The 14,288-nt window shown below is 42.0% G+C and carries 8 protein-coding genes and 4 pseudogenes; 10 read left to right on the top strand and 2 right to left on the bottom strand.

Annotated features, from left to right (window positions below; translation table 11 throughout):
- Positions 1-9 precede the first annotated feature (9 nt).
- Both glnD and map read right to left on the bottom strand, forming a co-directional pair.
- Positions 10-2,629 (bottom strand): annotated as a pseudogene (gene glnD, locus ACRWSG_RS14490) ([protein-PII] uridylyltransferase).
- A 12-nt stretch (positions 2,630-2,641) separates the two neighbouring features.
- Positions 2,642-3,451, bottom strand: coding sequence for a type I methionyl aminopeptidase (gene map, locus ACRWSG_RS14495; protein ID WP_228482666.1), 810 nt, complete (start codon positions 3,449-3,451; stop codon positions 2,642-2,644).
- Between the two features lie 247 nt (positions 3,452-3,698).
- Here map and rpsB point away from each other — a divergent pair, with 247 nt between their 5' ends.
- The 10 genes and pseudogenes from rpsB (at position 3,699) to ACRWSG_RS14545 (ending at position 14,285) form a co-directional block, all read left to right on the top strand.
- Positions 3,699-4,427: a 30S ribosomal protein S2 gene (gene rpsB, locus ACRWSG_RS14500; RefSeq protein WP_054553123.1), complete on the top strand. Its 729-nt coding sequence runs from the start codon at positions 3,699-3,701 to the stop codon at positions 4,425-4,427.
- Positions 4,428-4,529: 102 nt separating this feature from the next.
- Entirely contained in the window at positions 4,530-5,381 is an 852-nt protein-coding gene (tsf, locus tag ACRWSG_RS14505; protein WP_138599316.1) for a translation elongation factor Ts, read from the top strand.
- Between the two features lie 151 nt (positions 5,382-5,532).
- Positions 5,533-6,282 carry a UMP kinase gene (pyrH, locus tag ACRWSG_RS14510; protein ID WP_138599317.1) on the top strand — a complete coding sequence of 250 codons (750 nt, stop codon included), beginning with the start codon at positions 5,533-5,535 and terminating at the stop codon, positions 6,280-6,282.
- Positions 6,283-6,296: 14 nt separating this feature from the next.
- A pseudogene (gene frr, locus ACRWSG_RS14515) lies at positions 6,297-6,856 on the top strand (ribosome recycling factor).
- 104 nt (positions 6,857-6,960) lie between these two features.
- Positions 6,961-7,740, top strand: a complete 780-nt coding sequence (locus ACRWSG_RS14520) for an isoprenyl transferase (protein WP_054553120.1) — start codon at positions 6,961-6,963, stop codon at positions 7,738-7,740.
- 22 nt (positions 7,741-7,762) lie between these two features.
- Positions 7,763-8,629: pseudogene (locus ACRWSG_RS14525) on the top strand (phosphatidate cytidylyltransferase).
- Positions 8,626-9,825 (top strand): 1-deoxy-D-xylulose-5-phosphate reductoisomerase, encoded by a 1,200-nt coding sequence (gene ispC, locus ACRWSG_RS14530; RefSeq protein WP_462166587.1) that lies wholly within the window; start codon positions 8,626-8,628, stop codon positions 9,823-9,825. Before ACRWSG_RS14525 ends, ispC begins: the two are co-directional and overlap by 4 nt.
- A gap of 1 nt (position 9,826) precedes the next feature.
- A pseudogene (gene rseP, locus ACRWSG_RS14535) lies at positions 9,827-11,178 on the top strand (sigma E protease regulator RseP).
- Positions 11,179-11,282: 104 nt separating this feature from the next.
- The gene (gene bamA / locus ACRWSG_RS14540; RefSeq protein ID WP_054553116.1) at positions 11,283-13,754 is read left to right on the top strand and encodes an outer membrane protein assembly factor BamA; all 2,472 of its coding nucleotides are present in this window, start codon (positions 11,283-11,285) and stop codon (positions 13,752-13,754) included.
- Positions 13,755-13,766: 12 nt separating this feature from the next.
- Positions 13,767-14,285, top strand: coding sequence for an OmpH/Skp family outer membrane protein (locus ACRWSG_RS14545; RefSeq protein WP_054553115.1), 519 nt, complete (start codon positions 13,767-13,769; stop codon positions 14,283-14,285).
- Positions 14,286-14,288: the final 3 nt, after the last annotated feature.

Consider the following 14,288-nt stretch of genomic DNA (forward strand, 5'->3'; position numbering starts at 1 on the left):
AAGATCCTCTTATTCGGTTTCTGCGTTGAGTTTTTTACGCAATGCTTGATGAATTTTAGCCTGTTCTTCGTCTGTTAATGCTTGGTATTCGTTATTTGATACCACGAAGAAATCTTCTGCACGCTCACCAACTGTGGTGATCCGTGCGGCATGAATATGTAATAAGTGCGCTTGAAATACTTCCGCAATTTTTGTTAATAGACCCGGAATATCCACCGCTTGAATTTCAATTAAGCTGCGGTCTTTACGGGCATGCGGTCTAAGCACAATTTTTGGTTTGATATTAAAGTCTTTGAAGCGCTGAGAGCGATTCTTTTTAAGGCGAATTTTCTTTTTCGGGTCGCTAATTGCAAGATCTAAAGCACGTTTAATGCCTTGCGAACGGTTACTCGCAATCGGGTCACCATTGACCTCTAAAATAACAAAGCTAAATAGCACGTAGCCATCTTTTGTGGTCAGTACTTGCGCATGTTGAATTTGCGCTTTTTTCGAACCAATCACACTAACTAAACGTGAGAATAAACTGCCCGAGTAAGGGCTATAAGCAAATACTTGTGTACCACCATGCATTGCGGTGTTAGACACGGCAACGCTAGGCTGGCTTAAATCGTCACAGCTTAGTAGGTGCTCTGTGTGCCACGAAATCTGTTGCTCACTAAAAGCGGTAAAGTAATTGGCTTTAAAGCGACTCCAAATTAAGTCGATTTGATCTTCGTTACAACCGTGGTTCAGTAAGCGCTGTTTGGCTTGCTGTTTTTTATCACGTATTTGGTCACGTTGGTCCATTGGGTTTTCAAGCCCTAAACGAAGCGCTCGCTGGGTGTGTAAATACAGCTCACGTAGTAGGGTATTTTTCCAATCGTTCCACAGGTTATCGTTAGTTGCGCGAATATCGGCCAAGGTTAAGCAGTACAAGTAGTCAAGCTGACGCTCGTTTTTCACTTTACTTGCAAAGTCTTTAATCACATCTGGGTCATTAATATCTTTGCGCTGCGCTGTAACCGACATAAGTAAGTGATTAGCCACTAACCACGAAATAAGCTTGCCATCTGAGGCTGGGAAGCGGTGTAGTTTAGCAAACGCGATTGCATCAACTGAGCCAAGCTCAGAGTGATCGCCACCACTGCCTTTAGCAATATCATGGAAAATACCGGCTAAATAAAGTAACTCAGGCTTGTCCATACGAGTGACAATTTCACTACATAACGGAAATTCGCTGACTTTTGATTTATCAAAATACTTATAAATATTGTTGATGAGTTTATGGGTATGTTCATCCACGGTGTAGGCATGGAATAAATCGAACTGCATTTGCCCAAAGATATTACGCCACTGTGGTAAGTAGGCAGCGATAATACCGTGCTTGTGCATCAGCGTAAATGCGCGCCCCATACCGTTAGGGTGTTTGATTAAACGCAAAAATGCTTCGCGACAGGCGGCGTAATCTTGTAAATCACCCAATAAACGACGGCGAACTTGGCGCATTGTACGTATAGTACTTGGGTAAATATGGGTGATTTCTGGGTTATCAGCAATATGCTCGAACAATACAAATAGCTGATCACGGCGGAAGAACACAGACGGATTCTTAACACGAATTTGATGACCAATACGCTCAAAGTTACGGTCAAGCTCAATCACAGGTAACTCACCAGCACCCGGTAAAATGCTTTGCTCAAAGTATGAAAGCAGCATTTGGTTAAGCTCACGTACGCGGCTCATGATCCTAAATAAACGCTTCATCATGCGCTCGACCGAGGCTTTACCATCACTACCAAAGCCGAGGATTTCAGCGGCGTTAGGCTGATGATCGAACAATAAGCGGTTTTCAGAGCGACCCGCAGCGATGTGTAGCGCAAAACGAATGTTCCATAGGTTTTCTAAACACTCAGACAGCTCTTGGTATTCTTCGTGAGTAAGATAGCCGTGATTTATAAGTTCTTGTAATGTCTCGGCTCTAAAGTGCTTTTTAGCAACCCAAATAATGGTCTGTAAGTCGCGCAAACCCACCCGGGTTCTCTTTGATATTCGGCTCAAGGTTATAAGCTGTACCATGGCATTTTTTATGGCGTAAACTTTGTTCTTGTACTTTTGCCAAAAAGAATTCGTCTGAGCGCCAAATCGGCGTATCAATTAAATGATTTTTTAATTTTTCGAATTCGATATGGTTACCGAAAATTAATCGGCTTTCGAGTAAGCTGGTGGCAAATGTCACATCTTCACGTTTTTGTTCTAATGCTTGTTCTATAGTGCGAACGCTGTGACCAATTTCTAAATTTAGATCCCAAAGCATGGTAACGAACTGGCCAATTTTCTCGCACACGGCTTCACTTGGCTGCTCGCTTACCAGCAACATAAAGTCGATATCGGAATAGGGGTGTAGTTCGCCACGACCATAACCACCCACAGCAATCAGGGCTAAGTCACTTTCATGAGCAAGGTCGTAATCGTGAAACAGTTTAATTAATAAGCGGTCGATAAACTCAGCGCGGGCATTAATTAAGTTGCTAACGGGTTGTTTTGAGAATTCGTTCTGTAGCCATTTATAAAAATAACTAGAACAGTCGCGATAATCGCTAAGTTGCTCAGCTTGGCTGAGCAACTTTTTTACTTTATTGGGTAATGCCACTGGGGCTGGCTCCTAGTGTTCGATGATCCTGTCAATAGTATCATCTGATCGGAGCGTTAAAATTTCAACACCATTTTCAGTCACTAACAGTGTATGTTCCCACTGTGCAGACAATGAACGGTCTTTTGTTACAACTGTCCAGTTGTCTTTAAGTAGCTTACATTGGCGTTTACCAGCATTAACCATAGGTTCGATTGTTAAGCACATACCTGCTTTTAATACTTCACCAGTACCTGCTTTACCATAGTGCATTACTTGAGGTTCTTCGTGGAACTCAGCACCAATACCGTGGCCACAGTATTCACGTACGATTGAATAGCTAAAGCCCTCTGCGTATTTTTGAATTGCAGCACCAATATCACCTAAGCGTACGCCTGGTTTTACCATTTTAATTGCAAGGTAAAGGCTTTCTTGGGTGATATCTGCAAGACGCTTGCCTTGAATGTTAGGCGTACCAACGTGGAACATCTTCGATGTATCACCGTGATAGCCATCTTTGATCACAGTCACGTCGATATTGACGCTATCGCCTTCTTTAAGTGGTTTGTCATTTGGAATACCGTGACAAATTACATGGTTCACTGAGGTGCAAATTGATTTTGGGAAACCGTGATAATTAAGCGGTGCTGGAATAGCATCTTGAACATTAACAATATAATCATGACAAATTGTGTTTAGTTCATCTGTGGTTACACCTGGCACCACATGCGGTTCTATCATTTCTAGTACCTCGGCGGCTAAGCGCCCGGCAACACGCATTTTTTCGATTTCTTCAGGGGTCTTGATCACAGCACTCATTGAGGCTCCAAAGTTGTTTTTCAGGTCAGTTTTTAGTGCACAAATTTTGCACTAGACGTTGAGTTTTCAATTTTAATATGGTATAAAGCGCGCCGTCTTTTTACAAATAAATTCTTAACTGATTTTTTGTATTTAAGGCAAACACAATTTTATTTTAACACACACACGTATCGTCACATACACTTGGGTGCACTTAAGTTACAAATTAACTACGGTGTTGGTGCTATGGGATATGTGGAGGCCTAACCCTAAATTATAGAGGATTATACAAATGGCAAACGTTTCAATGCGCGATATGCTTCAAGCTGGTGTTCACTTTGGTCACCAGGCACGTTACTGGAACCCTAAGATGAAGCCTTTCATCTTCGGCGCTCGTAACCGTGTTCATATCATCAACCTAGAGCAAACTGTACCAATGTTCAACGAAGCACTTAAGTTCTTATCGAACGCAGCTTCTAACAAAGGTAAAGTACTTTTCGTTGGTACTAAGCGCGCAGCAAGCGAAGCAGTTAAAGAAGCCGCTCTTCAAAGCGAGCAGTTCTACGTAAACCACCGTTGGTTAGGTGGTATGTTGACTAACTGGAAAACAGTTCGTCAATCAATCAAGCGTCTTAAAGACCTTGAAGCGCAAAGCCAAGACGGTACTTTCGAGAAATTAACTAAGAAAGAAGCGTTAATGCTTACTCGTGAAATGGAAAAGCTTGAAAAGAGCCTTGGTGGTATCAAAGACATGGGCGGTCTTCCTGACGCGCTTTTCGTTATCGATGCAGACCACGAGCACATCGCTATCCGTGAAGCTAACAACCTAGGTATTCCAGTTGTTGCTATCGTTGATACTAACTCTAACCCAGACGGTGTTGATTACATCGTACCTGGTAACGACGATGCGATCCGTGCTATCCAACTTTACACAGGCGCTGTATCAGCTGCGATCACTGAAGGTCGTGAGAACAACATCGTTGCTCAAGCTGAGAAAGACGACTTCGTAGAAGCTGAGTAATTAGCTGTCATCAAGTCTTCATCTAATTAAGATGAAGACTTGTTATTCTTGTTAAGCGTTTATACCGCTTCCCTATAACAGAATTCAATTGAGGATATTCTAATGGCTGTAACTGCTGCCCTAGTTAAAGAATTACGCGAGCGTACTGGCGCTGGCATGATGGATTGTAAAAAAGCGTTAACTGAAACTAACGGTGACATCGAGTTAGCGATCGAAAACATGCGTAAGAGCGGTGCTGCAAAGGCTGCTAAAAAAGCAGGTAACATCGCTGCTGAAGGTACAATCTTAATCAAAGAAGGTAACGGTTTCGCTGCACTTCTTGAAGTTAACTGTCAAACTGACTTCGTTGCTAAAGACGCTAACTTCCTTGGTTTCGCTAACCAAGTTCTTGACGCTGCTGCAGAATCTAAAGCAGACATCGAAGCACTTAAAGCACAATTCGAAGAAACTCGTGTTGCGCTAGTTGCTAAAATCGGTGAAAACATCAACGTTCGTCGCGTTGAGTACATCGACGGTGACAAGCTTTCTTCTTACCGCCACGGCGACCGTATCGGTGTTGTTGTAGTTGGTGAAGCTGACGAAGAAACACTTAAGCAAGTTGCTATGCACGTAGCTGCGTCTAAGCCTGAGTTCGTAAACCCAGAAGACGTACCAGCTGACGTTGTTGAAAAAGAAAAAGCAGTTCAAATCGATATCGCGATGAACGAAGGCAAGCCTGCTGAAATCGCTGAGAAAATGGTTATCGGTCGTATGAAGAAATTCACTGGTGAGATCTCTCTTACTGGTCAAGCTTTCATCATGGAACCTAAAAAATCAGTTGGCGAAATTCTTAAAGAGAAAGGCGCAACTGTTACTAACTTCATCCGTTTAGAAGTTGGTGAAGGTATCGAGCGTAAAGAAGAAGACTTCGCTGCTGAAGTAGCTGCACAAATCGCTGCTGCAAAAGGCGAGTAATTTTCTAACTTAGTGACGTAGGGCAATAAGATGAAATTAATCTGCTATTAGCTTTTGCGTCACTGATGAAAATTCTTTAAAATAACCGCGTTTTATGTGTAACCATAGCGCGGTTATTTTTTATCTCATTACTAAGGCTGGCCCAAATATTATGACTATCAATCGTAAACCTATTTTTAGACGTGTTCTTCTTAAACTTAGCGGTGAAGCATTAATGGGAGACGAAGGCTTCGGCATCGACCCAAAAGTACTTGACCGTATGGCTCAAGAAATTAAAGAACTTGTAGAGCTCGACGTAGAAGTAGGTTTAGTTATCGGTGGCGGTAACTTCTTGCGTGGTGGTTCATTAGCAGAAGCGGGTATGAACCGCGTAGTTGGCGACCACATGGGTATGCTTGCCACTGTAATGAATGGTTTGGCAATGCGCGATGCACTGCACCGTGCATTTGTAAATTGTCGTTTAATGTCTGCTATCCCACTGAACGGTGTGTGTGATGCTTACAACTGGGCAGAAGCTATCAGCCTATTAAAATCTGGCCGCGTTGTAATTTTCTCAGCGGGTACAGGTAACCCATTCTTCACGACTGACTCAGCAGCGTGTTTACGTGGTATTGAAATTGAAGCAGATACTGTAATCAAAGCGACTAAAGTGGATGGTGTTTACTCTGATGATCCAGTGAAAAACCCAGACGCTACACTATATCGCCACTTAAGCTACAATGAAATCATTGAAAAAGAGCTTAAGGTTATGGATTTAGCTGCATTTACGCTGGCGCGTGACCACAACATGCCATTAAGCGTATTTAACATGAATAAATCAGGCGCGCTTAAGCGTGTTATTATGGGCGAAGATGAAGGAACGCTTATCTCTTCACAAGCCTCAGACGAAACTAGCAAATAGATTAGGATTGAACCGTGATTAACGATATCAAAAAAGATGCGTCAGAACGTATGCAAAAAAGTGTTGCGGCACTAGGCAGTCAATTATCTAAAATTCGCACAAACGTAGTGCGCACCCAGCATTACTTGACGGTATTCAAGTGTCTTACTACGGTGCTGACACGCCATTAAACCAAGTTGCTAACGTAACAATTGAAGACTCTCGTACACTTGCAATTAGCGTGTTTGATAAGTCACTAGCGCAAGCAGTAGAAAAAGCGATCATGGCTTCAGATTTAGGTTTAAACCCAATGTCTGCAGGTACTGTTATTCGTGTTCCACTTCCTCCACTTACAGAAGAGCGTCGTAAAGACCTTATCAAAATCGTACGTGGCGAAGTTGAAAGCGGTCGTGTTGCTGTACGTAACATCCGTCGTGATGCAAATGGCGACATTAAGAGCTTATTGAAAGAAAAAGATATTTCTGAAGATGAAGCACGTCAAGCAGAAGACGAGATCCAAAAGCTTACTGATAAGTTCATCAAAGAGATGGACGCACAACTAGCTGCAAAAGAAGCTGAGTTAATGGAAATCTAATCGCTGCTGTTTATCTTTCAGACACTGATTCTGTAAGTAAACAGGCGTAACTAAATTTATTAGTTTTGAAACGCCGTCTAGGGTATACTAGACGGCGTTTTTTTATGGAATACTCGATATTTATGGTTCTTAACGCTGATAAAATTTCCCAGCAAAGTTTGCCTAAGCATGTCGCTATAATCATGGATGGCAACGGACGTTGGGCACAAGCGAAAAATCGCCCACGTGTTTATGGGCACAAAAAGGGCGTTGATGCGGTTCGTCAATCAGTGCAATTTTGTACTCGCTTAGGTATACAGTCGTTAACACTATTCGCATTTAGTAGCGAAAATTGGCGACGTCCAGAAGACGAAGTAAATACGCTCATGGAGCTATTTTTATTTGTACTGGGCAAAGAAGTTAAAAAACTTCATAAAAATAATGTAAAGCTAAACATAATTGGTGATTTATCACGCTTTTCAGAAGGTTTGCGCAATAAAGTTGATGCAGCCCATGAATTAACTCGTAATAATACGGGTCTACAGTTAAACGTGGCAGCTAATTATGGTGGACGTTGGGATATTACTAACGCCGCAACAACGCTTGCGAAAAAAGTCGCAGCCGGTGAAATGGCCGCAGAAGATATTACTGAAGAGCTAATGGCTGAACAAATGAGTATGGCCGACCAAGGTGAGCTTGATTTAATGATCCGCACCGGTGGAGATTTACGCATCAGTAACTTCCTTTTATGGCAAGCGGCTTATGCTGAGCTTTACTTTACCGATACGCTTTGGCCAGACTTCAATGAAGCTGCATTTGCTGATGCTATCGCATGTTACGTTGCCAGAGAGCGACGATTTGGTTGTACAGGCGAACAAATAAAACAATTACTCGCCGAGACCTAATTACTAGTTGAAGGTACACACATTGCTAAAACAACGAATTTTAACCTCGCTCGTGTTGGCACCACTTGCACTTATTTTGGTTTTTTATACCCCATTAACACTATTTAGTTATATCGCCGCTGGTATTGTTTTGCTCGGTGCGTGGGAATGGTCTGCATTTATGGGCCTATGCGATAAAGTTAAACGCTTTGGATTTGTAGCAGCAACGGCTGCATTTTTGGCATTACTCAACTGGCATTGATCCATTGAATCACTTTGGCAAAATGGTCAATTAGTGGGTGATGCAAACTATCTATTTACCTTGTCATTTGCATGGTGGATTGTGGCAACTTATTTAGTTTGGCGCTACCCAGCTATGGCAAAGGCTTGGAATGAAGGCATTGTAATGCGTGCCATTGCAGGCTTTTTAACGCTAGTGCCACTTTGGCTTGCACTAAATACACTACGTAGCGCAGGGTATGGTGAATCTACTCACTTTGGTTCAATGTTAATTTTAGTTGTACTTGGTATTGTATGGAGCGCTGATATTGGTGCTTACTTTACTGGTAAAAACTTAGGTAAACGTAAACTAATGCCAAAGGTAAGTCCTAATAAAACGATTGAAGGTTTATTAGGTGGTGTAGTAGCTTCGGTTGTTTTTGTTTTAGCATTTTGCCACTTCACTAATGTTGATATGAGTGTTTGGCCAATCTATGCCGTAATGACTGCATTTATCGCGTTATTCTCAGCGGTAGGCGATTTACTCGAAAGTATGTTCAAACGTGAGGTTGGCTTGAAAGACAGCGGTTCGTGTTTACCAGGTCACGGTGGTATTTTAGACCGTATCGATAGCTTAACCGCAGCTGCGCCAATCTTTGTACTTTGCTACGCATGGACACTGAGTTTATGAGCAAAGTAGAGCAACTTGTCGTACTGGGCGCAACTGGTTCAATCGGTTTAAGCACCTTAGATGTTGTTTCTAGAAACCCAGAGCGTTTCGCGGTTTTTGCTTTAGCGGCGGGTAAAAATGCCGAGCAAATGGCTGAGTTGTGTATCGCACATCAGCCTAAGTTTGCTGTTATGGCTGATCAACAAGCCGCTAGTGCGCTATCAAATTTACTTGCAAATAGCTCGTGTAACACACAGGTGCTAGCAGGTGTTGATGCGATGTGTGAGCTTGCTGCACATACAGATGTTGATGCAGTGATGTCGGCGATAGTAGGTGCAGCAGGTCTGTTACCGACTTTAAGTGCAGTTGAAGCTGGCAAAAAGGTCTTGCTCGCTAACAAAGAGTCGCTCGTTATGTCAGGTCAGTTGTTTATTGATAAAGTAAAACAACATGGCGCCACTTTACTGCCTATCGACAGCGAACATAATGCGATTTTCCAATGTATGCCAGCATCATTACAGAATGCATCAGACCTACTTGCTGATAATGGTGTAAGCAAAATCTTGCTTACAGGTTCTGGCGGTCCTTTCTTAAAGCGTGATTTAGCGACATTATCATCAGTGACTGTTGCTGAGGCAGTGGCACATCCAAACTGGTCAATGGGACAAAAGATTTCTGTTGATTCAGCCACTATGATGAATAAAGGCCTAGAGTTTATAGAAGCCAAGTGGCTGTTTAACTGCTGTGCCAGTGATATTGAAGTGGTGATCCACCCACAAAGTATTATTCACTCTATGGTGCAATATCAAGATGGCTCAGTGCTTGCGCAAATGGGCAATCCAGATATGCGCACACCAATTGCTCATGCTTTAGCTTTTCCTGAGCGTGTCGATGCGGGTGTAAAACCGCTCGATTTTTCACAAATGGCAGATTTTACTTTCACTAAACCAGATTATGCCCGTTACCCTAATTTAAAACTTGCCATTGATGCGTGTGAAATGGGGCAAGGTGCAACCACCACAGTAAATGCGGCGAATGAAATTGCCGTTGCTGCCTTTTTAAATGGTCAAATCGGCTTTACAGATATTTATCGAATTAACGCTGAAACGCTCAACGCAACACAAAACATCAACGTGCAAACTCTCGATGAGATTTTAGCTTGCGACCAAGCTGCACGTGTAAAAGCGACTGAGTTTGTAAAAAGAGGCATCAACTAGCATGTTTGATTTTTTCTGGAATCTTGGCTCATTTATTCTCGCCTTAGGTATTTTAGTGACTGTGCATGAATATGGTCATTTCTGGGTTGCGCGAAAAGCGGGCGTGAAAGTGCTACGTTTTTCAATTGGCTTTGGTAAGCCGTTGATCAAGTGGTACGACAAACAGCAAACCGAATATGTGATTGCTGCAATCCCACTAGGTGGTTATGTCAAAATGCTTGATGAGCGTGTTGACGAAGTGCCGCCAGAGCAGCGTCATTTATCATTTAATGCTAAATCAGTAAAAGCACGTATTGCGATTGTGGCTGCATTCCGATGGCAAACTTTTTATTCGCTATTTTTGCACTTGCTGTGATGTATATGGTGGGTGTGCAGTCATTAAAACCTGTGGTGGGTGAGGTGACTCAAGGCAGCCGTGCCGCTGCTGCTAAGATTGAGCCAAACCAGCAAATTATTAAAATTGGTGAAGACGACATTAACACTTGGCAAGATGCCACATTCTCGCTTATGAGTCGCTTAGGTGAGCAAAGTGTTGTGGTAACGCTTCGTGATCAAAATTATCAAAAACATGTGCGTACTCTTAATTTAGATGGTTGGAAATTAGATCAACAAGACGTACCACCATTAACCTCGATAGGTATTGTACCGTTTCGCCCTAAAGCACTTTTAGAAGTGGCCATGATCAGTAAAGGCTCGGCGGCAGAAGCTGCAGGTTTACAGGTTAACGACAAAATACTTGCTGTAAATGGTGAAAATATCAGCAGTTGGAGCAAGTTAGTTTCATTAATTCAGCAATCACCTAACAAATCCTTACAATTTAGTGTACAAAGGCAAGATAGTATAAAAGAACTGACAGTAACGCCACAAAGCAGAACCAATGATACAGGCGTTGCTCAGGGCTTTTTAGGTGTGTCTCCGGTGGTCGAGCCATGGCCAGAAAACTATATTGAAACTAGACATTATGGCCCCGTCGATAGTATTGTGCTGGGCATACAAGAAACATGGCGTTTAATTACCCTTAGTTTTGACATGATTGGTAATTTAATTACTGGTCAGGTGTCGGTTAAAAATTTAAGTGGCCCGGTGGGCATTGCAGTTGGCGCGGGAACTAGCGTAAGCTATGGCTTGGTTGCCTTTTTAAGCTTTTTAGCATTAATTAGTGTAAACCTTGGTGTATTTAACTTATTGCCGCTGCCAGTGCTAGATGGTGGGCACTTAATGTATTACATAATTGAACTTTTTCGCAAAAAGCCGGTCTCTGAGAAGACGCAAGAATTTGGTTTTAAAGTGGGGGCCTTGCTGCTTCTATTTTTAACATGTTTCGCTTTGTTCAATGATGTATCGCGTTTATAACAAGTAAGCGAAAAATTCCAATTTGAACACGATTGTAAAACACCAAAAGTTTATTTAATAAGGTGTTGAGCGGTAATACAGTTGTAAAGGATAAAGATAACAAAATGGCTATAAAAAAACATTTGGCAGTTTCAAGTTTATTAGGCGCTAGCTTTGCAGCCCTAGGCCAAAACTCCTTTATTGTAGAAGATTTAAAAGTTGAAGGTTTACAGCGTGTTGCACTGGGTGCTGCGTTAACGCATATTCCGATCAATGTGGGCGATAATATTGATGAGTACACAATTTCAAGAACCATAAAGGCTCTCTATCGTTCTGGTCACTTTGACAATATTAAAGCATTACGTGATGGCAACAGTGTTATCTTCCGAGTGACTGAGCGCCCAACGATCAGTATGATCGAATTTGATGGCAATAAAGATATCAAAGATGAGCAGCTAAATGAGTCGCTAGACCAGCAGGATATCCGTACTGGTGAGCCGCTTGATAAAACAGTTCTTGATAACATTGAAAAAGGTCTAGTTGAATTCTTCCACAGTATTGGTAAGTACAATGCAAAGGTGGAAGTTAGTATCACAAAGTTACCTCGAAACCGTGTAAAACTATTATTTGAATTTGATGAAGGTGATGCTGCATCAATTCGTCAAATCAACCTCGTTGGTAACGAACTTTTCTCTGATGAAGAGCTACTTAAATTAGCTGAGTCACAGCAAGATTTGCCGTGGTGGAAGTTCATGTCGAGCGACCGTTATCAAAAGCAAACCATTGAAGGCGATTTAGAGAAAATTCGCAGTTACTACCTAGACCGTGGCTACTTGCGCTTTAATATCGATTCAACACAAGTATCTGTAAGCCCTGAGCGTGACTCTGTTTATGTAACAGCAAATATCACCGAAGGCGTTAAATACAAAGTGAAAGGCTTTGACTTTATTGGTGACTTGTTAGGCCGTGAAGAACTCATCAGAAGTGTTATCCCGCTGAAAACAGGTGAGCTTTATAATGGCTCCGTTGTGACCTCTTCAGAAGAGTTTATCAAAAGCTACTTAGCGCGTTTTGGTTATGCTAATGCTGAAGTGCGTACCATCCCAGAAATTGATGATGAAAATAAAGAAGTTCAATTAACGCTATCGGTTAATCCGGGTAAGCGTGTTTATGTTCGTCGTATCATTGTGGGTGGTAACCAAAATACCTCTGATGAAGTAGTGCGCCGTGAAATGACACAGCTTGAAGGTGCGTGGTTGTCCAATCAAAGCCTTGAGCGCTCTAAACTGCAAATTCAGCGTTTACCCTACATGGAAAGCGTTGATTTTAATGTGGTGCCAGTACCAGGTGTAGATGACCAAGTTGATGTAGATTTTACTGTGAAAGAACAATCTGCAGGTAGCTTTAACGCAGGCCTTGCCTATGGTTCTTACTTAGGTCTGCAATTTAACATTGGTGTCAGTGAATCAAACTTCTTAGGGACCGGTAACCAAATTGGTTTCAACATCAATACCTCACGTGGTTCTGAGCGTATTAGTGTGTCTTATACTGACCCTTACTTTACGCCTGATGGTGTATCGCAAGGTAGTAGCATTTTCTACAGTAACTACGATGCGAGTAAGTTTAGCCTAATCGACTATAAATCGAAGAGCTATGGTATTGGTACTAACATTGGTTTCCCAATCGATGCAGTAAACCGTATTAACTTTGGTGTTCGTTGGGTACAAGAAGAACTGTCAGATATTGCTGAGTACGAGCAAACACGTGTTATTCGTGAAACCTTCTTAGATCCAAATAACCCAGATGCAGGTTTTGACTTTACTAAGTACGAGCTAAGTGCAGGTTGGTCACGCGTTACTGTAAACCGTGGTTTATTCCCAACAGCAGGTTCGCGCCAATCTCTTAACTTAACTGCAACAACGCCAAACTCTGATTTACAGTACTTTAAGCTAAATTACGATTCACGTTTTTATTGGCCAATCAGTAATGACCATAGCTGGGTATTCTCAACGCGTGCGGCGCTTGCATATGGTAATGGTTATGGTACAACCAATGGTTATGACCAAACACTACCGTTCCAAGAGTTCTTCAGAATAACTGAAATGGAACTACGTGGCTTTGACCGTAATACGATTTTACCACGTGCTGTATCACGTGTTCCGCAAACTATCCCTGGCACGCCATCACATGATGGTGCACCGACAGGTAGCATTGGTGGTGCATCAGAGTTTGACCAGCTTTACACAGCAGGCCGAATTGGTGGTAACGCCAAAGCGGTCGCAGGGATGGAGCTTATTGTTCCAACACCTTTCTTAGATGAAGAAAACACTAGCTCTGTACGTACCAGCTTCTTCGTAGATGCAGCAAACGTATGGGATACAGAGTTTAATATTGACCGTTATCAAAACCTGTCAACAGATGAGCGTGCTAAATTGGATGATTACTCAGATCCGATGCGCTTTAGGGTTTCAACCGGTCTTTCTCTACAATGGATTTCTCCGATGGGTCCAATGCTGATCAGTTTTGCGTATCCATTGCAAAAAGAAGAAGATGACGATACGAAGACCATCAGCTTTAACATTAGTAATACATTCTAAAGGAGTTTTTTCGTGAATAAATCAATTAAATCAACAGCTTTTGCACTACTTGCTACTTTATCTATGGGCCTATCTACTAACGCATTTGCCCACAAAGTAGGTATTGTTGATATGCAAGAAATCTACAAACAAATCCCACAAATGGCGAAAGTAGAGCAAACTTTAGAAGCTGAATTCTCTGAGCGTCGTCAAGAGCTAGAAAAACTTCAAGGTGATATTCGTTTTGAAGCTGAAAAGTTCAAGCGTGAAGCGACAACTATGAGCGACAAGCAAAAAGAAGAATTACGTACTAAGATTCAAGGTATGCAGCAGCAACTTGCTGAAAAAGGTCGTCCTTTAGAGCAAGAAATCAAAATGCGTCAAAACCAAGAACTAGCTAAAGTTCAAAAGCTAATCTTAGATGCAATCGAAGAAGTAGCGAAAGCTGGCAAATTCGATGAAGTTAAAGTTAAAGAAACAACGATTTATGTTAACCCTAAAACTGTCGATGACTTATCAAGCAAAGTTGTTGAAAAAGTAAGTAAGCAATAGAAA

The sequence above is a fragment of the Pseudoalteromonas sp. GB43 genome (assembly GCF_054923805.1).

Bases quoted from the DNA above. Each gene is read 5' to 3' on its own strand.
- rpsB (WP_054553123.1), top strand. From the start codon at position 3,699: ATGGCAAACGTTTCAATGCGCGATATGCTTCAAGCTGGTGTTCACTTT.
- tsf (WP_138599316.1), top strand. From the start codon at position 4,530: ATGGCTGTAACTGCTGCCCTAGTTAAAGAATTACGCGAGCGTACTGGC.
- pyrH (WP_138599317.1), top strand. From the start codon at position 5,533: ATGACTATCAATCGTAAACCTATTTTTAGACGTGTTCTTCTTAAACTT.
- ACRWSG_RS14520 (WP_054553120.1), top strand. From the start codon at position 6,961: ATGGAATACTCGATATTTATGGTTCTTAACGCTGATAAAATTTCCCAG.
- ispC (WP_462166587.1), top strand. From the start codon at position 8,626: ATGAGCAAAGTAGAGCAACTTGTCGTACTGGGCGCAACTGGTTCAATC.
- bamA (WP_054553116.1), top strand. From the start codon at position 11,283: ATGGCTATAAAAAAACATTTGGCAGTTTCAAGTTTATTAGGCGCTAGC.